Origin of the sequence: Mesorhizobium sp. M0207 (assembly GCF_040321995.1) — a bacterium.
Taxonomy (GTDB): Bacteria; Pseudomonadota; Alphaproteobacteria; order Rhizobiales; family Rhizobiaceae; genus Mesorhizobium.
The window spans coordinates 163,296-182,024 of the sequence record NZ_JAMYSQ010000005.1 but is presented as its reverse complement, the minus strand read 5'-3'; the positions used below and the strand labels follow the sequence as shown (position 1 = coordinate 182,024).

General features: G+C 62.3%; 22 protein-coding genes and 1 tRNA gene. 13 read left to right on the top strand and 10 right to left on the bottom strand.

Annotation, left to right across the window (positions count from 1 at the left end):
• Window positions 1-67: 67 nt before the first annotated feature.
• Window positions 68-685, top strand: a complete 618-nt coding sequence (locus tag NKJ15_RS10800) for a hypothetical protein (RefSeq protein WP_352772490.1) — start codon at window positions 68-70, stop codon at window positions 683-685.
• A 75-nt stretch (window positions 686-760) separates the two neighbouring features.
• Here the strand turns inward: NKJ15_RS10800 and NKJ15_RS10795 are convergent, their stop codons facing one another.
• Window positions 761-1,693, bottom strand: a complete 933-nt coding sequence (locus tag NKJ15_RS10795; protein ID WP_352815282.1) for a metallophosphoesterase family protein — start codon at window positions 1,691-1,693, stop codon at window positions 761-763.
• 53 nt (window positions 1,694-1,746) lie between these two features.
• On the opposite strand from NKJ15_RS10795, the gene NKJ15_RS10790 reads away from it, so the two are divergent.
• Complete coding sequence (locus tag NKJ15_RS10790; RefSeq protein WP_352815216.1) at window positions 1,747-2,244, top strand: NUDIX domain-containing protein; 498 nt, start codon at window positions 1,747-1,749, stop codon at window positions 2,242-2,244.
• Window positions 2,245-2,550: 306 nt separating this feature from the next.
• On the opposite strand, the gene NKJ15_RS10785 is transcribed toward NKJ15_RS10790, so the two are convergent.
• Both NKJ15_RS10785 and NKJ15_RS10780 read right to left on the bottom strand, forming a co-directional pair.
• Window positions 2,551-2,700 (bottom strand): hypothetical protein, encoded by a 150-nt coding sequence (locus tag NKJ15_RS10785; protein WP_352469691.1) that lies wholly within the window; start codon window positions 2,698-2,700, stop codon window positions 2,551-2,553.
• 119 nt (window positions 2,701-2,819) lie between these two features.
• Window positions 2,820-3,809: a glutathione S-transferase family protein gene (locus NKJ15_RS10780; protein ID WP_352815214.1), complete on the bottom strand. Its 990-nt coding sequence runs from the start codon at window positions 3,807-3,809 to the stop codon at window positions 2,820-2,822.
• Between the two features lie 281 nt (window positions 3,810-4,090).
• Between NKJ15_RS10780 and NKJ15_RS10775 the strand changes: the two genes are divergently transcribed.
• The 4 genes from NKJ15_RS10775 to NKJ15_RS10760 all read left to right on the top strand — a co-directional run bounded on the left by NKJ15_RS10775 (window position 4,091) and on the right by NKJ15_RS10760 (window position 6,760).
• On the top strand, window positions 4,091-4,645 hold the full coding sequence (locus tag NKJ15_RS10775) for a GNAT family N-acetyltransferase (protein ID WP_352815212.1): 555 nt from the start codon (window positions 4,091-4,093) through the stop codon (window positions 4,643-4,645).
• Window positions 4,646-4,708: 63 nt separating this feature from the next.
• Window positions 4,709-5,470: a 3-hydroxyacyl-CoA dehydrogenase gene (locus NKJ15_RS10770; protein WP_352815210.1), complete on the top strand. Its 762-nt coding sequence runs from the start codon at window positions 4,709-4,711 to the stop codon at window positions 5,468-5,470.
• Between the two features lie 16 nt (window positions 5,471-5,486).
• Entirely contained in the window at window positions 5,487-6,248 is a 762-nt protein-coding gene (locus tag NKJ15_RS10765) for a HugZ family pyridoxamine 5'-phosphate oxidase (protein ID WP_352815208.1), read from the top strand.
• Window positions 6,249-6,421: 173 nt separating this feature from the next.
• A complete protein-coding gene (locus NKJ15_RS10760) occupies window positions 6,422-6,760 on the top strand; it encodes an ArsR/SmtB family transcription factor (protein WP_023679553.1) in 339 nt (112 codons plus the stop codon).
• 72 nt (window positions 6,761-6,832) lie between these two features.
• Here the strand turns inward: NKJ15_RS10760 and NKJ15_RS10755 are convergent, their stop codons facing one another.
• Window positions 6,833-7,837 (bottom strand): L,D-transpeptidase, encoded by a 1,005-nt coding sequence (locus NKJ15_RS10755; RefSeq protein ID WP_352815206.1) that lies wholly within the window; start codon window positions 7,835-7,837, stop codon window positions 6,833-6,835.
• Between the two features lie 312 nt (window positions 7,838-8,149).
• Here NKJ15_RS10755 and NKJ15_RS10750 point away from each other — a divergent pair, with 312 nt between their 5' ends.
• Window positions 8,150-8,947 carry a TrmH family RNA methyltransferase gene (locus NKJ15_RS10750; RefSeq protein WP_352502237.1) on the top strand — a complete coding sequence of 266 codons (798 nt, stop codon included), beginning with the start codon at window positions 8,150-8,152 and terminating at the stop codon, window positions 8,945-8,947.
• Between the two features lie 37 nt (window positions 8,948-8,984).
• On the opposite strand, the gene NKJ15_RS10745 is transcribed toward NKJ15_RS10750, so the two are convergent.
• Together NKJ15_RS10745 and NKJ15_RS10740 are read right to left on the bottom strand one after the other, a co-directional pair.
• The gene (locus NKJ15_RS10745; RefSeq protein ID WP_352469685.1) at window positions 8,985-10,148 is read right to left on the bottom strand and encodes a coiled-coil domain-containing protein; all 1,164 of its coding nucleotides are present in this window, start codon (window positions 10,146-10,148) and stop codon (window positions 8,985-8,987) included.
• Window positions 10,149-10,295: 147 nt separating this feature from the next.
• On the bottom strand, window positions 10,296-10,877 hold the full coding sequence (locus tag NKJ15_RS10740; RefSeq protein ID WP_023679557.1) for a DUF1134 domain-containing protein: 582 nt from the start codon (window positions 10,875-10,877) through the stop codon (window positions 10,296-10,298).
• A gap of 340 nt (window positions 10,878-11,217) precedes the next feature.
• On the opposite strand from NKJ15_RS10740, the gene chpT reads away from it, so the two are divergent.
• A complete protein-coding gene (gene chpT, locus NKJ15_RS10735; RefSeq protein ID WP_352452917.1) occupies window positions 11,218-11,847 on the top strand; it encodes a histidine phosphotransferase ChpT in 630 nt (209 codons plus the stop codon).
• A 240-nt stretch (window positions 11,848-12,087) separates the two neighbouring features.
• On the top strand, window positions 12,088-12,456 hold the full coding sequence (locus NKJ15_RS10730; RefSeq protein ID WP_352452918.1) for a response regulator: 369 nt from the start codon (window positions 12,088-12,090) through the stop codon (window positions 12,454-12,456).
• Between the two features lie 105 nt (window positions 12,457-12,561).
• Here the strand turns inward: NKJ15_RS10730 and ctrA are convergent, their stop codons facing one another.
• Window positions 12,562-13,257, bottom strand: a complete 696-nt coding sequence (gene ctrA / locus NKJ15_RS10725; RefSeq protein ID WP_006203583.1) for a response regulator transcription factor CtrA — start codon at window positions 13,255-13,257, stop codon at window positions 12,562-12,564.
• 450 nt (window positions 13,258-13,707) lie between these two features.
• Here ctrA and NKJ15_RS10720 point away from each other — a divergent pair, with 450 nt between their 5' ends.
• Window positions 13,708-14,085, top strand: a complete 378-nt coding sequence (locus NKJ15_RS10720; protein ID WP_023719275.1) for a flagellar export protein FliJ — start codon at window positions 13,708-13,710, stop codon at window positions 14,083-14,085.
• Between the two features lie 62 nt (window positions 14,086-14,147).
• On the opposite strand, the gene NKJ15_RS10715 is transcribed toward NKJ15_RS10720, so the two are convergent.
• Window positions 14,148-14,543 (bottom strand): winged helix-turn-helix transcriptional regulator, encoded by a 396-nt coding sequence (locus NKJ15_RS10715; RefSeq protein WP_352469683.1) that lies wholly within the window; start codon window positions 14,541-14,543, stop codon window positions 14,148-14,150.
• A 93-nt stretch (window positions 14,544-14,636) separates the two neighbouring features.
• Between NKJ15_RS10715 and NKJ15_RS10710 the strand changes: the two genes are divergently transcribed.
• Window positions 14,637-15,563, top strand: a complete 927-nt coding sequence (locus tag NKJ15_RS10710) for an NADP-dependent oxidoreductase (RefSeq protein WP_352540957.1) — start codon at window positions 14,637-14,639, stop codon at window positions 15,561-15,563.
• A gap of 57 nt (window positions 15,564-15,620) precedes the next feature.
• Here the strand turns inward: NKJ15_RS10710 and sciP are convergent, their stop codons facing one another.
• Window positions 15,621-15,896 (bottom strand): CtrA inhibitor SciP, encoded by a 276-nt coding sequence (gene sciP, locus NKJ15_RS10705; protein ID WP_023679563.1) that lies wholly within the window; start codon window positions 15,894-15,896, stop codon window positions 15,621-15,623.
• Window positions 15,897-16,157: 261 nt separating this feature from the next.
• On the opposite strand from sciP, the gene mnmA reads away from it, so the two are divergent.
• Window positions 16,158-17,348: a tRNA 2-thiouridine(34) synthase MnmA gene (mnmA, locus tag NKJ15_RS10700; RefSeq protein WP_352456412.1), complete on the top strand. Its 1,191-nt coding sequence runs from the start codon at window positions 16,158-16,160 to the stop codon at window positions 17,346-17,348.
• 13 nt (window positions 17,349-17,361) lie between these two features.
• Here mnmA and NKJ15_RS10695 read toward each other — a convergent pair whose 3' ends face one another.
• The gene (locus NKJ15_RS10695; protein ID WP_352466761.1) at window positions 17,362-18,321 is read right to left on the bottom strand and encodes a Gfo/Idh/MocA family protein; all 960 of its coding nucleotides are present in this window, start codon (window positions 18,319-18,321) and stop codon (window positions 17,362-17,364) included.
• A gap of 236 nt (window positions 18,322-18,557) precedes the next feature.
• Between NKJ15_RS10695 and NKJ15_RS10690 the strand changes: the two genes are divergently transcribed.
• Window positions 18,558-18,634: transfer RNA gene (locus NKJ15_RS10690), tRNA-Met, on the top strand.
• The last annotated feature ends 95 nt before the right edge of the window (window positions 18,635-18,729 follow it).

Here is an 18,729-nt window from a genome sequence, read left to right as displayed (position 1 = left end):
TCTCGCAAGTGCATTTTGCCGGCGGCTGTGTTAATTCGGTGTTAACCAAACCCGCGAGGCAACGCCGATGAAGGACGCAGGCGAGAACATCACCCAGATCGATCAGTCGCGAAAACTGTCCGATGCCATTCGCGACGTCAAAAACGCCTTCGCCGACCGCGACGACGTCGTCGTCGACATGCGCGAAGCGCATCGCATGCGGCTCGATCTGCTTGCCGCCGAACTCGCGTCGGTCTTCGCCGACGTGCCCACCGACATGGACAGTTTCGACTTCGCCGTCTCGTCCGGCCTGCAGCCACGGCTGTGGATCGACGCCGTCAGCCATGTCGCCATGGGACGCGACCGTCGCACCTACCGCTTTCTCAAGGACACGCGCATTGGCCGCGTCGTCCTCGCCGAATCGACCGACATGAAGGTCGTTGCCGACCAGGTGACGCGCTATGTCGCCGAGCGCGTTGTCGAACGCCAGAGAATGATGGAAGGCGGCATCGAGCAAGCCGTCGCCGGCCTGAAACGCGCCCTGGTGGCGGAGGCCGAGCCGCCGCTGCAGATCGCTGCGCGCAGCAACGGCTGGTCGGCGTTCTTTTCCGGCCTCGGCCTGATCGCCGCCGGCGCCCTGGTCGGCCTGGCGATTTCGCTCGTACTGTTCTGGGACCGCATCGTCGCGATGAAAATCAGCTTTTAAAGCATTTGCAGCCAAGTGATGTCACTTGGCGTCGCAGAGTGCGGCTGACGACCGGCGAGACGCTCCCATCTGAGTTCACCGCGCCCCGGCAAGCGTGGCCTCGGCCCCCACGCCAAGCTCCATTGTCTGCAGGTCGCTGGGCGGCAATGCCGGCCCGGTCAGGCCGCGGCGCGTCAGCCTAATCCGCCAATTGTCCATTTCACCGTCGATGTCGAGCAGATTGTATTGCGCCGGCGCATGCGAACTGCCGGGGGCCTGCCCCGCCGCGGCGACCCCGACCACCGGAATTTTGATCTTGCGGGCGCCGATGAAGAACAGCGACGGCACATGCGAATGGCCGTGCAGCACAAGCTCGGCACCATGCCGGTGAAGAACCTTGTGGAAGCGCGAGATGCCGAACAGCCGCTTGTTCTGCGAAACCGCGCCGCGCACCGGCGGGTGGTGGATCATGATCACCCGGAACAGGCCGCTCTTGCCCGTGGCGTCGAGGATGCCGCGCAGCCGTTCCGCCTGGCCCTCCAGAAAGAAGCCGTTGGCCATGAATGGAGCCGTGGCGCGCGCCGTCGTGACGCCGACCAGCGCAACATTGCCGCGTACGCGCAAATAGGGAAAGGTGTTGCGGTCGACCGGCGTATTGACGCCGTCGCCGGTCATCCACGCCGCCCAGGACCGGCAGGTCTTGTCGAAGGCGCCCGGCACATAGGCATCATGGTTTCCCGGCACGACCGACACGTCATTGGGCGAGCCCAGCGTCTCCAGCCAGTGCTTGGCCATCTCGAGCTCACCGTCGAGCGCCAGATTGACCAGGTCGCCGGTGATGGCGAGATGGTCCGGCCCGCTGGCCTTCATGTCGGCGACGATGGTGTCGATGACTGCATCATGCATGTAGCGGCGGCGGTTGCGCTGCCAATTGACGTAACCGACCACGCGCTTGGAGGCGAGATCGCGATAGGTTACATCGGGAAGCGGCCCCAGATGGACATCGGAAATATGCGCGAGCCTGAACATCTTTTCTTCATAGGCGAGCCGCGCGCCGCTTTCCACTCACGGTTTCGCGGACGATGACGCCGGATCCGGAGCAAGCCCTGCGCCAGACCGGCTGGCCAGGCTTCAGGGCGAGGCTGTTTCACCTGTATTTCGTACTGCGGCGGCCGATGACGCTCGGCGTGCGCGGCTTGATCCACGACCGCCCCTCCAATTCCGTCTTCCTCATCCGCCACACCTATGTCCCGGGCTGGCACCTTCCGGGCGGTGGCGTCGAGTTGGGCGAGACGATGATCGAGGCGCTGACGCGCGAACTGTTCGAGGAAGGCAACATCGCGCTGACCGGACCGCCGGTGCTGAAGTCGCTGCATTTCAACCGCCGCGCCAGCCGCCGCGACCATGTCGGCCTCTATCTGGTCGAGGAGTTCGACCAGCCAAGCCCTAAGCTGCCCGACCGCGAGATCGCCGAAGCCGGCTTCTTCCCGCTCGACCGCTTGCCCCAGGGCACGACACCGGCGACGCTGCGGCGGATTGCCGAAGTTTTTGGGGGGAATTCGGCATCGCCTTACTGGTAGATCATCTCTTCAACAGCTTTGGCTGCGTCGGTATAGACCGGCAGCATTCATTGTTCTCAGAGAGATAAATGCTGAGCGATGAGGAGAAAAAATGCAACACAGCCAAAACGATAGATTTAGAATCGCGCTCTATGTATCACTTTACACGGGAATTAATGTGATAACATTTTCCGTTATAGCGTTAATTTTGACAATAGTTCTTGGGATAGATCCATACATGTTAGCAAAAGTTGGAAGATTCATCCAATTCACAATACAATTAGTTGCGGCATTCGTGACATATTTCGTTTTTATAAAGCGACATGCTCAGCTTTTTACTCGCACTGAATTCTGGAAAATGGTCGGCTTCTCAACCCTGATAGAAATGATTTTGGGAATGGCTGTGCTTCTGCCGTCGGGATTGTTACGCGCAATCCCGCCCCAGATGTCGGTCGTGATCGTCATGATCAGCGGCATCGTTGCGTTCCTTGCAACGTCGCTCGGCTACTCCAATCGATTTGGAAATACCATATTGAAAGCTGAACTCGTTAGAAGGGCAAAGATGGACTCCGAGACCTTCCGCTAGATCGCTGATTTCACGCCGCATTCCTGAACCTGTCCCGGTCATGCGGCGCGCCGTAGTCCAGCTCCGGCCCGACCGGCACGATGCGCGTCGGGTTGATGGTCTCGTGGCTGCCGTAATAATGCGCCTTGATGTGGTGCAAACTCACCGTGCCGGCGACGCCCGGCACCTGGTAGAGATCGCGCAGGTAATTCGACAGGTTCGGATAGTCGGCTATGCGGCGCAGATTGCACTTGAAATGGCCGACATAGACCGGGTCGAAGCGGACCAGTGTCGTGAACAGCCGCCAGTCCGCCTCGGTGATGCGGCTGCCGACGAGATAGCGCTGCCTTGACAGACGGTCCTCCAGCATGTCGAGCGCCGAGAACAATTCGCCGAATGCCTCCTCGTAGGCTGCCTGCGTGGTGGCGAAGCCGGCACGGTAGACGCCGTTGTTGACCGCGGGATAGACCAGCGCATTGATCGCATCGATCTCGCCGCACAACGGTTGCGGATAAAAATCGAGCCTGGCATCGCCCCATTCGTCGAAGGCGGAATTGAGCATGCGGATGATCTCGGAGGATTCGTTGGAAACGATGGTCTGCTCGCGTTTGTCCCACAGCACCGGAACGGTGACTCGGCCCGAATAGCCGGGATCGGCCCTGGTGTAGATCTGGTGCAGGAAATCGAGGCCGTACAGCGTATCGCCGGTGGCGCCGTCCTCGGCCAGGAACGTCCAGCCGTCGGCGCCCATGAAATGATGGACGACCGAGACGGAAATCACGTCCTCGAGTTTTTTGAGCACGCGAAAGATCAGCGTCCGATGCGCCCACGGGCAGGCGAGCGAGACATAGAGGTGATAGCGGCCGGGCTCGGCCTTGAAGCCGCGTTTTCGCCCTTCGGCCGGCGTGCCGTCGCGGGTCACCCAGTCGCGCCACTGCGACTGCGCCCGCACGAACCTGCCGCCGCTCTCCCCGGTATCGTGCCAGCGGTCCTGCCATTGGCCTTCGACTAGCAATCCCATGCAATATCCTTTCTCGCTCCTGCTCGATGTAGGGCACCAAGCGGCGCCGCGGAAATCCCCGATGCTGAACAGATCGTCAACGGCTGCGTCGTCGAGTGCGCGTCGGCTGCGCGGGCCGATTGCGGCGGCTGAAAATTGGTGCTAGCGGACATCCGCATGTTCGACTTTGCCGTGATCCGGTTCGACCGACGACGAAAGAGCGCCCGCGCTTGATGAAGCGCTGACTGGCGAACGCTGCCGCTTGCAGCAAACCTTTCCTCGCATACCGGAACGCAAAGACCATGAGCCTTGCCGACTTGAAATACCTGGCCGACGTGAAATACCTGCCGGAAACTCCGGCGCACGATCCTGAAATCGAAGCCATCAATGACGAGGCCTTCGGGCCAGGTCGTTTCGTGCTCGCCGCCTACAAGATCCGCCAAGGTGGCCCGCATGAACGGGCTTTGTCCTTCGTGGCCGTCGATGGCACAATCGTCGTCGCCTCGGTACGGATGACGCGCATCGCCGCCGGCGCTGGCCGCGCGCTGATGCTCGGGCCGCTCGCTGTGCGGCCGGCCTTCAAGAATTTCGGCATCGGCCGCCGGCTGGTGGCAATCGCGCTGGAAGCCGCCGCCAAGGCCGGCGCGCCGGCGGTGATGCTGGTCGGCGACGAACCCTACTACGGCCCGCTCGGCTTCAGGAGGCTGCCGCGCGGGCAGATCTCGATGCCGCGTCCGGTCGACCCCGACCGGCTTTTGGCGCACGAGATCGTGCCGGGCGCGTTGGCGAGGCTGGCGGGCGAGGTTTGCCACGCCGACCAGGCAAGGATTGCCGCGCATATCGCCGCGATGGCATGACCGTGCCGGTGCTGTCGCACGGTGGCTTGGCGGCATAGTCTGGGCACGGAGGAGGACGTCGAGATGAACCCGAACGGCCAGATTGCGATCGTCACCGGTGGCGGCTCCGGCCTTGGCGAGGCGACGGCGCGCGCTCTTGCCGCCGGCGGCGCCAGGGTTGCCGTCCTCGATCTCGGTATCGAGCGTGCGGCCAAGGTGGCGGCCGACATCGGCGGCATCGCCGTCCGATGCGATGTGAGCGACGCCGAGAGCGGTGCCGCCGCAGTCGCGGAAGCGGCAGAGACGCTCGGCGCACCGCGCATCCTGGTCAATTGCGCCGGCATCGTTGTCGGCATGAAGACGATCGGCAAGGACGGACCGCATCCGCTCGATCAATACCGCAAGGTGATCGAGGTCAATCTGATCGGCACCTTCAACATGATCCGCCTGGTCGCCGACCGCGCCGCCAGGCTCGAGCCGCTGCAGGGCGGCGAGCGCGGCGTCATCGTCAACACCGCGTCGGTCGCAGCCTATGACGGCCAGATCGGCCAGGCCGCCTATTCCGCGTCCAAGGCCGGTGTCGTCAGCATGACGCTGCCGGTGGCGCGCGATCTCGCCCGCTCCGGCATTCGCGTCTGCACCATCGCACCCGGCATCTTCAGGACGCCGATGATGGCCGGCATGCCGCAGGAGGTGCAGGATTCGCTCGGCGCCGCTGTGCCCTTCCCTTCCCGTTTGGGCGAGCCTTCGGAATACGCGGCACTTGCCTTGCACATCATCGAGAACCAGATGCTCAACGGCGAGACAATTCGCCTCGACGGCGCCATCCGCATGGCGCCGAAATAAATGCGACGGTGATGCCTTGGACGAACCCAGGAAAGACGTGATCCGCGCGACCGATACCGAGGCGATCAGGCTGGCAAAGACGCTGATCCGCAGCGCCCATTTCGGCGCGTTGGCTGTGCTCGAACCAGGAACCGGTTCGCCGCTGGCCAGCCGGGTCGGCGTCGCCACAGACATCGACGGCACGCCATTGATCCTGGTATCGATGCTGTCCGCCCATACCGGCGCCATCCTTGCCGACCCGCGCTGCTCGTTGCTCGTCGGCGAACCCGGCAGGGGCGATCCGCTGGCGCATCCGCGATTGACGCTCGTCTGCCGCGCCGTGCCGCTCGAACGCGGATCGAACGAACACGCCCGCGCCGAGCGGCGCTACCTCAACCGCAACCCTAAGGCAAAACTCTATGCCGGGCTCGGCGACTTCTCGATCTTCCGGCTCGAACCGGAGCGCGCCAGCCTGAACGGAGGCTTCGGCAAGGCCTATCTGCTCGACCGCACCGATCTGGTCGCGACGGGAGCGATCGTCGAAGAGCTTGCCGCCGGCGAGCAATCGGCGCTCGACCACATGAACGCCGACCATCTCGATGCGATTGCCCTCTACGCAAGTCATTTCGGCGGGGCGGAGAGTGACGGCTGGATCGTCACCGGGTTCGACGCCGACGGGATGGATCTCGTATCGGGCGACAATGTCTGTCGGGTTTTCTTCCCCGAGCCGCTGAGAGCGGCGCGCGACCTCAGGCCTGTCCTGGTTGACATGGCCAGGGCTGCCCGATCGGCAAATTAATCACAGCCGCACAGTTAATCGGCTTGCGTGGAAAGCAAGCCTTGAGATTTGAGCGAAATGTTCTACCTTTGCGAGTGACGCTGAATCGCTGGCGTGCATCTATAGGGAAAGTCTATGGAATCCGACGCTATTGCCCCCATAGCGGCGGATGAGCAAGAAGGCATGGGGGATCTATGGTCTCGAACAAACTAGTCGCCAACGCCGGAACCGCGGCTGCGTTTCTGACGCTGATGGGCAACGAAAAACGTTTGTTGATCATGAGCTATCTGGCCGAGGGCGAGATGTCGGTCGGCGCCATAGCCGAGAAGGTATCGCTCAGCCAATCCGCCCTGTCACAGCATCTGGCCAAGCTCAGGGCTTCCGACCTTGTCGAGACCCGCCGCGACCGGCAAATGATCTATTATTCCTGCAAGTCCGCGGCGGTGCGCGAATTGCTGCACATGCTGGACGGCATTTTCGGCGAAGGTGAACTGTCGCAGATGGCTCACCGGCTGCGTCGCGCCGGGACCTGAGCGGCCGAGGCGGAGAATGCCCCGCCAAGTCCGCCTTGCTGCCAAGTCCGCCCTCCTGCCAAGTCAGCCTTGCTACTGAACGCGCTCGTCGGCGGCCTGCGCAATCTCGTCCTTGAACTCGACCTTCGTGCCCGCCTGCACCATGGAGGCAAGGTCTTCGGCATCCCAATTGGTCAACCGGATGCAGCCATGCGAAAAGGTCGTGCCGATCTTGCCTGGTTCGGGCGTGCCGTGGATGCCGTAGCTTTCGATGGAGAGGTCGATCCAGACCGATCCCACGGGATTGTTCGGCCCGGCAGCGATGGTGAAGGGCCGCTTGGTCTTGACCCCCTTGAAAGCGAAGTCCGGATCGTAATGATAGGTAGGGTTGTGCACCACGCGCCTGACCTCCGCCATGCCGCTTGGCGCCGGCTTCTCCTCGCTCCCAATCGAGGCCGGGTAGACCGCCAGCCATTTGCCGGCACGGTCGAGCACACGCACCAGGCGAGCGCCCTTGTCGACCTCGACGGTGGCGACGCCGGCGGGAGGGTCGCCTCTGCCGACATCAGGCACCACCAAGGTCCTGCCTGGTTTCCTGAGGCTGGTGCCCGGATTGAGCATTCGCAGCAATTGGTCGCTGACGTGGAAGCGCTCGGCCAACCTCTCCACCGCATTGCGGTAGCCGAGCCGCCGCAAGCGGGCCATCCTCTCCAAGCGAGCCGGAATACGCCTGGTGAAAGGTCCGCGCACATCCTTGCGCATCACCTCATAGGTCACCAGCACCGGCTTGGCGGAGGTTGCGATGAGTTTGCTCCAGGTTTGTGGACTGAGCTTGCCCTCGGGCGGAAGTCCGTTTGCCGCCTGAAACGCGGCGACGGCCTTGGCGAAGTTCTGGGAAAGGCGCCCGTCGATCAGGCCCGGCGAGAAGCGGGCGCGATCCAGAAGGATCTGCGCCTTCAGCAGCATCGGATCGACACCCTTCGGTTCGCCGATAGTGAATTGGGCCTGATTGACGGTGGCTGGATCGAGCTTGGCCGCGCTGGCCACGCCGCATGCAAGGGCAAGCGTGGCGGTAAAGACGAGGAGGAGCCTGATCATCGATGTCCTCCCAGGACCGCAGCAGGAGCCCGCCTCTATGACGCGGCATGGCCCCGTGGGGTTCCTTCGCCCCATCGAAATTCTGCATTGAAGCGGCTTGGCCGAAGTGCCGTGCCGCGGGAATCAATATCTCCATGCCGCCAGGAGGCCAGGCAAGGCGTCTCGGCCCGGCGCCTTGTGATTGGATTTGACCGTTAGAACGGCGTGCATCCATTTGGACGCTGAGATACGGTCAGAGCTTCGGATCCGGCATCATGCCTTCCGAAGCCGAATCCCGATTCGCGGCCGACGCCAAGATCCGCCGAGGAAGCCATGAATCCGATCCGCATAGACGACCCGCAGGATCCTCGCGTCGCCGCCTATCTCGACATCCGGGAACGCGATCTTGCCGGCCGGCAGGGCCGTTTCGTCGCCGAAGGCAAGGTGGTGCTCGACACGCTGCTTGCCGCCCGTCGCTTCGAGGCAGAATCGGTGCTGGTGCTCGAGAACCGGCTGGCCGGCCTCGATGACGTCCTGCGCAAGGCGCCTGCCGGGCTTCCGATCTATGTCGCATCCGGCGAAGTCATGGACAGGATTGCCGGATTCCACATGCATCGCGGCATATTGGCGATCGGCCGCAAGGGCGCGGCCGTCTCCGCTGAAGCTTTGCTCGGCGCACTGCCCGCCCGCGCGCTGATCGTGGTGCTGGTCGGCATCGCCAATCATGACAATATGGGATCGATCTTCCGCAATGCCGCCGCCTTTGGCGCGGATGCCGCGCTTCTCGATCCGACCTGCTGCGATCCGCTGTACCGCAAGGCAATCCGCGTCTCGGTGGGCGCGGCCTTGAAAGTCCCCTTCGCCTGCTTTGCCGATACCGCGGGCTGCACCGCAATGCTCGACCGGCAAGGCTTCAGCCAATTCGCCTTGTCGCCGCGCGGGCAGATCGACATTCGCGATGCCAAGAGAAACGAGCGGCTGGCGCTCTATCTCGGCACCGAGGGCGAAGGCCTGCCGGAAAGCCTGCTTGCCCGCCTGCAGACGCTGCGGATCGGTATGGCGCAGGGCTTCGACAGCCTGAACGTCGCCGCCGCATCAGCCATCGCGCTGCATCATTTTTCCGGAGCCTAATTTAGAGCCGGGGCGTCCCGCTCGCGCTTGTGGAATCTTAGTCGGTCGAAGCGGCCTTCTGCAGCGCCCGCACCCGATCGGCAAGGCTGCGTCCGCCGCTCCCCGGCCGCGTATCCTCAGGCGCTGCAAGCGCCCGGGCGATCGGCGAATCCGGCCCGTCGAGCTTTGCCGTCAAGGCCACGACTTGCGCCGCCAGATCGTTCATCTCTTCGCGCAATGCCGCGCTGGCGCTGCCGGTATCGTCTCCGGTCCGCGATTTCGACGTTTCGACGGCAGCAAGATCTGTCTTCAGCCGCCTGTTCTCGCGTGCCAGCGACGTCAGCCTGGCCTCCAGCCGCTCGCGGTCGGCGTCGAGCTTGGCGGTTGTCTGTTCGATGTCGCCGTTGGCGGCCACATTGACCTGACTGCCTGGCACGCCGGCAAGACCCACCGCAGGCGCCCTTTCAGCGCCTTTCGGCTTTTCGCGAAGGCGCACCAGTTCCTTCTCGCGGCGCTCGAGCCTGTCCTCGCGATCGGCCAGCGAGGCGAGCAGGCGTTCGACCTTCTTTTCCAGGTCGCCGGTTCTTTTCTTCTCGGCCTTCAGCGCGTCCCGCAAAACCTTGCTTTCGGCTGCCAGTTCCTGGCTGCGCCTGTCCGCCTCCTTGCGCTGGCCGCGCAGCAGCGAAATGTCGCTTGCCAACTTCTGCAGCTCGGATTCGCGCGCCACCAGCTCGATCTGCCTGCTGCTGGACGAAAAACTGGCGTCGTCATACATGTGCTCCAGTTTCCGCAGTTCGAGCCCGCGCTTTTCGAGGGCGCGCTCGGTCTCCGCAAGCCGTTCCGACAGCTGCTGCAGTTGCTCATCGCGCTTGCGAAGCTCCTCGCCGCTGGCTGTAAGATCGGCGACGACCCGGTTCTTGTCCTGTCGCTCGGCCGCCAATTCCTTCAGGGCTTCGCGGTCGCGGCCGATCTCGACCAGCTGTTCGGCGGCTTTCTCGCGCAATGACTTGACGGTCATTTCAAGCCGGCGCACCGAAACCGCGAACTCGGCGCGAATGCGATCCTTGTCCGCCTGGATCTCGGCCAGCGTCAACGGCATCGAGCCCTCGACGCGCTTGCGCGTCAGCGCCACCGCCCGCCGCCACACGGCCGGAGCAATCATCAGCGCCAGAAAGCCGGCGCAGAGAAAGCCGAGAACAAAGAACAGGATCGACTGGACCAAGATGACTATCCGTTGTGCATGGCAACCGCCAAAGGTCGACTTTGCCATCTTCGCATGACGGAAATCCGGCGCCACGGCAAGAGTATGCTGCGGCAAAGCTCAGACCGTGGGATCACAGCTCCAATCGCAGTGGCGCCATTATGCAGGTCAGAACGGATTCCAGGTCGCGCGCTGGGTGAGCTTGAGGTAGCCGAGATTGACGCCGAGACGAGCGCCGACGCCGGTACGGATCGGCACGAGCAGCACATTGTTGTTCTTCAGCACGTTGAAGCCGACGCCGGCGACGACATAGGCGGAGCCGGCGACGCCGCCAAAACGATTATAGAGGCTGCTCACATCGTCGAGATTGTAGACCAGCATCATGACGCGCGAGCCCTCGCCGCCGAAATCCCAGCCGAGCGAAGGGCCTTGCCAGAACACTTTGTGGTCGCCGGCATTCTTGGTGTAGAGCGTGCCTTCGCCATAGGTCAGGCCACCGATCAGCGCCCCGGACCCCTCTTCGCCGAGCAGATAGCCGTTCGGCAGGCCATAGGTGGCGAAAATCTTCTCGACGACGGTGGCGAGCCCGCCCGACGTCGCGCCGAAGAATTTATGACCGGAATCGACGATCTCCTGCGCGGTGTATTCCTGCGCCCGCGCGGCCGATGCCGAAAAGGCGACAAGGCCGATGAGCGCGATCGTCATTGAGATGACACGGAAAAAAGTCCGGTCGTAGAATCGGGAAACCATGCTTCCAATCTCCGTCAGGGAGCACTTTCGCCGACGCCTCGCACCCGTACGGCTCTTTGGCGGCCGTTAAGGATGACTGTTAGGGGCAAACTATGCCGTAATCCTTTTTCAACCATTAAACTCCCACATGAAGATGGCGGTTCGAAGGCTGTTTTCACATCGCCCGCGCAGCACCCTGCTGCGTGAACACGCCATTTTCGACAATCATGATTTCGGATTTGTTGCTGCACGCACAAGCGCTGTGTATTCAGAATGCTTGGGAGAGAGCGTGATTCGTGTGGACAGGCGTGATCATGATCGCCCGGTCATTGTGTTGTGAAATTTGCAGGGATTTTTGCCGATGGCCGAGCTTTTCACCCTTTCCGCACCCGATCTGGCAGCGCTGCTGTGCAGCCGGGTCTGCCACGACATCATTTCGCCGGTCGGCGCCATAAACAACGGGCTTGAGCTGCTCGACGAAGGCGGCGCCGACGAAGACGCCATGAAGCTGATCCGCCAAAGCGCCAAAAACGCCTCCGCCCGCCTGCAATTCGCCCGCATCGCCTTCGGCGCCGCCGGTTCCGCCGGCATGCTGATCGACACCGGGGACGCCGAGGCCGTGGCCATCGCCTTCCTGAAGAACGAGAAGCCGGAACTGATCTGGAACGGAACCCGCGCACTGTTGCCCAAGAACAAGGTCAAGCTGCTGCTCAATCTCATCCTCGTCGCTAACGCCGCCATTCCGCGCGGCGGCAGGCTGGTGGTCACGCTGGAGAACCTCGAGACCGAGCCGCGCTTTGCGCTCGCGGCGAGCGGCCCGATGCTCCGCGTGCCGCCCAAATTCCTGGAATTGCATTCCGGCCACAGGCCGGAAGAGCCGATCGACGCGCATTCGGTGCAGCCCTATTACACGCTGCTCCTGGCCCGCGAAGCCAACATGACGATTTCGATCCATGCGACCGCCGACGAGATCGTCCTTTCGGCAGCCTAAAGTTCTCCTAAAGAGTGGGGAAAGTATTTTTCTCAAGTCATATTTGCGGCGTTGTTCCTAACATCTGTGGGGCGGGCTTGCGGATTGATTGCGTGAAGCATTGCGAAAGAAGATTTCGCTTAAAACACCTTCAGGAAAATTTTACCTAACGGCTTTTCGGCTTCTTTACCAGATCGGCCTATGTTCCCCGGCAGATGCCACGACGCTGCCGGTTCGCCGCATGGCAAAGAGGGTCCCGGAATGAAACGCTGCATGTTCGTCGACAATTCGAGCGTCATCAGGAAGGTCGCAAGGCGTATCCTGGGCGGTTCCGGCATGATGGTGATCGAAGCCGCCAGCGGCCACGAGGCGATCGAGATGTGCGCGGCCGACATGCCTGATATCATCGTCGTCGACGGCGCCTTGCCGGACATGCAGGCGCAGGACCTCATCCGCCGCCTGCGCGCCATGGAAAGCCCGGTATTGCCGCAGGTTTTGATTTCGCTGGTCGAGGTCGATGTCGGGGCGATCATGCGGGCAAAACGAGCCGGCGCCCAGGGCTACCTGCTGAAGCCGTTCAACCGGCCGCAACTGCTCGAGTGCTTCCGCGCCTTGAAGATTGCCGCCTGATCAGAGTTGTTCCATTCCGACGAAAATCGGATCGGCTCTATCTTGTTGTTTTGCCGGGTTCTTTTCCGAAAAAATCGGCGCCCACCTTGGGATCACGCCCCTAGTTCAGGCGCTGACGCGGATATCTTCGGGCTCACGCAGCACATAGCCGCGGCCCCAGACGGTCTCGATGTAATTCTGCCCGCCAGACGCGGCGTCAAGCTTCTTGCGCAGCTTGCAGATGAAGACGTCGATGATCTTCAGCTCCGGCTCATCCATGCCGCCATAGAGATGGTTGAGGAACATTTCCTTGGTCAGCGTGGTGCCCTTGCGCAGCGAGAGCAGTTCCAGCATCTGATATTCCTTGCCGGTCAGATGCACGCGCTGGCCACCGACCTCAACGGTCTTGGCATCGAGATTGACCACCAGGTCGCCGGTGGTGATGACCGACTGGGCGTGGCCCTTGGAACGCCGCACGATGGCATGGATGCGGGCGACCAGTTCGTCCTTGTGAAAGGGCTTGGTCATGTAATCGTCGGCGCCGAAGCCGAGGCCGCGCACCTTGTCCTCGATGCCGGCCATGCCGGAGAGGATGAGGATCGGCGTCTTCACCTTGGACAGGCGAAGTGTTCTCAAAACTTCATAGCCCGACATGTCGGGGAGATTGAGGTCGAGGAGAATGATGTCGTAATCGTAAAGCTTGCCTAGATCGACGCCCTCTTCGCCAAGGTCGGTCGTATAGACATTGAAACTTTCCGATTTCAGCATCAGCTCGATGCTTTGTGCGGTTGCACTGTCGTCTTCTATCAGCAGAACGCGCATTTCATTCCCCTTTTCTGCTGCCGGACCATTTCACGACCCGTCCAGGACCGGAGCAGTGATTGCCTGAGCAGAGGCTGCCATCGAATGGTTAATAAAACCTAATTCCCCGTCCATGACGGTATCAGATTTTTTAACCCCTTTCTACACCTTGTTGAATCCAATAACGAATCACAGACCCAAACCGTTAACGCAGCACATTAATAAGCCAGACTAAGTGACTCTTCGGACTCGTTGGCCGGGTTTCCCGACGAGAAGCAGAATTTTTACCCGCCCTTAAGTCCTGAGCCGTATGATTAACAATGCCCGTAAACGAATGGTTACCGCCGGCAAAAAACTTTAGGAGTTTGTTTCCCATAGTTCGGGGAAAGCCGGTGGAAACGGGTCAAGCCTGGGCCTTGCCGGGTGAATTGGACGATATGTGCAGGTGTGCGTTTCCGGGAGTACCGAATCATGAAGTCACGTGAAAACCTCGTTCGGCTGAAGCAATTTCAGGTGAGCGAGAAGCGGCGGCAGCTGCTGCAGCTCGACATGATGATCGCCGAATTCGAGCGCATGGCCGTCGAGCTGGAACTTCAGATTGCTGCCGAAGAGAAGAAGGCCGGCATCACCGACATCAATCACTTTGCTTATCCGACCTTCGCCAAGGCGGCACGTCTGCGCCGCGACAACCTTAGAAATTCGCAAAGCGACCTCGCCCAGCAGCGAAATGTCGCCGAATCATTGCTGAGCGAAGCCGAAGCGGAGCTTTCCAAGGCCGAGATGCTGGAATCGCGCGACACCAAGGCGCGCGACACAGAAGCCGGCGGCCGCAGCGCCATGATCGGGTGAAAACAAGACTTTAACGCGCGTCGCGCTTGCGCGCTATTGCTGCGCACCGAACTGTGCCCGCCTCAGGCATCCAGATCTTCTTGCTGTTCCGCCGCCCGTGCGCGCGCATTTTTGATGTCGGGCACATGCTGCTCCGACCAGGCTCTGATCTGATTGAGCAGTCCTGCCAGGTTCTGGCCAAGTTCGGTCAGCTCATATTCGACCCGCGGCGGAATGACCGGGAAAACCTCGCGCCGCACAAGCCCGTCGCGTTCCAGGATACGCAGCGTCTGCGTCAGCATTTTCGGCGTGATGCCTTCGAGCTTGCGCGCCAATTCGCCGTTGCGGAGCCGGCCCCGGCGCAGCGCACAGATCACCAGGTAGACCCATTTGCTGGCGAGCGTCTCGAGCACGGCGTGTGACGGGCACGACCGCCGAAAGGCGTCATAGCCAAAAGGGGAAACATCTTCACTATCCATGGGGTGCATATATATCAAAAAGGTATATACTAGACAAGAGAAAATAACTATCCAAATGATAGTGGCACATCAAAACCAGCAGGAGAGCCTTCCATGCGTGCCATTATCCAGAATTCCTTCGGCGGACCCGATGTCCTCGTCATTGCCGATCGCCCCGCGCCATCACCCGAAGCCGGCGAAGTGCTCGTCCGCATCGAAGCGGCCGGCATCAATCCGGTCGATGGTGCGGTGCGCGGCGGCCACTATCCGCTGCTTGGCGAGCCGCCTTTTGTCCTTGGCTGGGATGTTTCGGGGACTGTCGAGGCGCTGGGCTCCGGCGTCTCCGGCCTCAAGGTCGGCGATGCCGTGTTCGGCATGCCGCGCTTTCCCAAACAGGCGGCAGCCTACGCCGAACTCGCCGCCGTCCCGGCTGATGAGCTTGCGCCGAAACCTGAAGGCATAGATCACGCGCAAGCCGCCGCGCTGCCGCTGGCCGGCCTGACGGCCTGGCAAGGCCTTGTCCGCCATGGCCGGCTCGATTCTGGCAAGCGCGTGCTGATCCACGCCGGAGCCGGCGGCGTCGGCCACCTGGCGGTGCAGATCGCCAAGGCGCACGGCGCTTACGTCGTCGCGACCGCCAGCCCGGAAAAGCTCGATTTCGTCCGCTCGCTCGGCGCCGACGAGGTGATCGACTACACAAGGGACGATTTCACCGCGAAGGCCCGCGACATCGATCTGGTTCTGGACCCGTTCGGCGGCGTGCATGCGGAGCAATCACTGAAAGTGCTCACGGCCGGCGGCGTTCTGGTGTCGCTGCTCGATGTCAGCGATGCCACCAAGGCAAAGGCCAGGACGCGAGGCATCCGCGTCGAGCGCATGTCCGTAGTGCCCGACCGTGCCGCTCTGGTGGAGCTCGGCAAATTGATCGACGCGAAAAAGCTGGCCGTCCACGTGGCAAAGGCGTTTCCGCTCGAACAGGCCGGTGCCGCCCATGCCTTTCTCGCCACCAGGCCGATCGGCAAGGTGGTGCTGACGGTCTGAAATTGCAGATCGTCGACCCTTGCAGACGTAAGGGCGCTGATCAGCGCCCTTATCGGCCTAATGCCGGTATTGCTGGATGCGCGTGGTGCGCAGGCCGGCAAGGCCGTATTCGTCGATCGACGCTTGCCAGGACAGGAATTCCTCGGTGGTGAGCTTGTAGCGCTGGCATGCCTCTTCGAGGCTCAAAAGCCCGCCACGCACCGCCGCCACCACTTCCGCCTTGCGCCGGATAACCCAGCGACGTGTGTTCGTCGGCGGCAGATCGGCGATGGTAAGTGGGCTGCCGTCCGGCCCGATAACATATTTGACTCGCGGTCTAATTAGATCGGTCATCGTACTCTCTACAAAAAACTCAAAGACCCAATCCCCACCACATTACCGCCACAGCTTTAAAATTTGCCTAAGCAGACCCTAATGGTTAGGTAAGGATCATGAACGCGGCGTTAGCCTTTTCATCGGCATTTGAAACATCTGCCGGCAAGCGCATTGAACCCGGCAGGAAAAATGAGCCGGCCCGCCAAAGCTGGCGCAGCCGAGACGCTTGACCTATATTCCGGCCATTGGCATTGAAGTGCCGCGCAGAACGAAAGAACCATGAACAGCCTCGATCTTCCCGGACGCCCCGAAAACACCCGCGTCGTCGTCGCCATGTCGGGCGGTGTCGATTCGTCGGTCGTTGCCGGCCTCCTGAAGCGCGAGGGCTACGACGTCGTCGGTGTCACGCTGCAGCTTTATGACCACGGCGCGGCAACGCACCGGGCCGGCTCATGCTGCGCCGGCCAGGACATCGACGATGCCCGCCGCGTCTCCGAGACGCTCGCCATCCCGCATTACGTCCTCGATTACGAGGAGCGCTTCCGCAAGGCGGTGATCGACCCGTTCGCCGAGAGCTATGTCGCCGGCGAAACGCCGATCCCTTGCGTTTCCTGCAATCAGACGGTGAAATTCGCCGACCTTCTTGCGACCGCCAAGGAACTCGGCGCCGACGCGCTGGCGACCGGCCACTACATCCGTTCCGGCGCCAATGGCGCCCACCGCGCGCTTTACCGGCCGGTCGACGCCGACCGCGACCAGAGCTACTTCCTGTTCGCCACCACCCAGGCACAGATCGACTATCTGCGTTTTCCGCTCGGCGGCCTGTCGAAGCCTGAGGTTCGCGCCATCGCCGAGGAGATGGGACTGACGGTTGCGGCCAAGCAGGACAGCCAGGACATCTGCTTCGTGCCGCAGGGCAAGTATTCCGACATCATCGCCAAGCTGAAGCCGGCTGCCGCCAATCCAGGCGACATCGTCCATATAGACGGGCGCGTGCTTGGCCGCCACGAGGGCATTTTGCGCTACACCGTCGGTCAGCGCCGCGGCATCGGCATCGCCTCGGGCGAGCCGCTCTACGTCGTTCATCTCGACGCCGACCGGGCCCGCGTCGTCGTCGGCCCTCGCGAGGCGCTGGAGACCCACAAGATCTTCTTGCGCAACATGAACTGGCTGGGCGATGGCCCGCTGACCGCTATCCCGGCGGCCGGGCTTGAGCTTTTCGCCAAGGTGCGCTCGACGCGGCCGCCGCGCCCGGCCGTGCTGCATCACCGCGCCGGTGTCACTTCGGTGGAACTGGTAGACGGCGAATCCGGCATCGCGCCCGGTCAGGCTTGCGTGCTCTATTCCGACGATGGCAACGAGGCGCGCGTGTTCGGCGGCGGCTTCATCGAGCGCTCCGAGCGCGGCGCGGAGGCCGAGGCGATGCTGACGCGGCTTGCCGTCCAGCCGGCGCGGGTACCCGCCGAATAGACGGCGTTTTCTCTTAGGGCCTTGTATGGGCGACGGTGCCGGCGGTCAGGATGCGCAGCACGCGGATGGCCTCCTCGCCGCTGGTGCGCGGTTCGGCCCGCGTCTCGATGCAGTGGATGAAATGCTCCAGCTCGCGCGTCAGCGGCATGCCCTCACCGACCGCGACATAGGACGGCTCGTTGGCGGTGAACGCCCATTGGCCGCTGTCCTGCCACACCGCGTGGCGATAGACGGCAAGCTTGCGCTCCCACGGCTCGACATCGTCGAACACCGCCATTGCCTTGGTGCCGACAACGGTCAGCCGCCGTTCGCGGTAAGGGTTGAGCCGCGAGGCGAACAGATGGCCGCGCAGGCCGTTGGGAAAGCGCATGTGCAGATGCGCAAAGTCGCTGAGATTGTCGAGAAGAGCAGCGCCTTCGCCGCGCACTTCGACCGGTTCGGTGCCGGTGATGGCCAGGATCATCGACAGATCGTGCGGCGCCAGATCCCATAGCGCGTCGTTTTCGGTGTGGAACTTGCCGAGGCCGAGCCGATGCGAATGGATGTAGCGGACTTCGCCGAGTTCGCCATTGTCGATCAGCGCCTTCAGCGTCTCGAAGGCGGGATGAAAGCGCAGCACGTGGCCGACCATGAAGACACGGCCATTATCGGCGGCCGCCTGCACCGAGCGTTCGGCATCGGCCACCGTCAGCGCGATCGGCTTCTCCACCAGCACGTCCTTGCCGCCGAGCACGGCGCGCACCGCCATGTCGGCATGGAACTGCGGCGGCAGCGCCATGACGATGGCGTCGACATCGTCGCGGGCAAACAGCGCCTCCGGCTCTATCGCCAGGCAATCCTGCTCGCTGGCAAAACCCTCCGCGCGCGCGGGGTTGACGTCCGAAACCGCATGCAGCGCGCCGAGCGCCTTTAGGGTGCGGATGTGGTTGCTGCCCCAGTATCCGCAACCGAGGACTGCAATGCGCGGTTTCATCAATTCATGACCATGACTTTCGTGGCCGAGACATAGCGACGTGCCTCGCTGAACTCAACCCCGGCCTGTGCGCTCAAATGTCTGCCCGGCAAAGCTTTCGGCGCCAGCAATATGCCGGCGCGGCAGCCACTTCGATGCTTGACAGGCTTGGCCTCGCAACCTTATATCCGCGCGACCTTGGCGAACGCGCCGATATGCCTGCCGATTTAAGCTGGATTTCGGGCCTTCGCCGCCCTGGCGGGGTAGCTCAGTTGGTTAGAGCACGGGAATCATAATCCTGGGGTCGGGGGTTCAAGTCCCTCTCCCGCTACCAAATTTTTCTCAATAAAATCAAAAGATTGATCGGAAGGGCACCTTGGCAAGGGCGCCCTTTCATGTCGCGCCATGTTGCGATCTGCTACCGTTGAT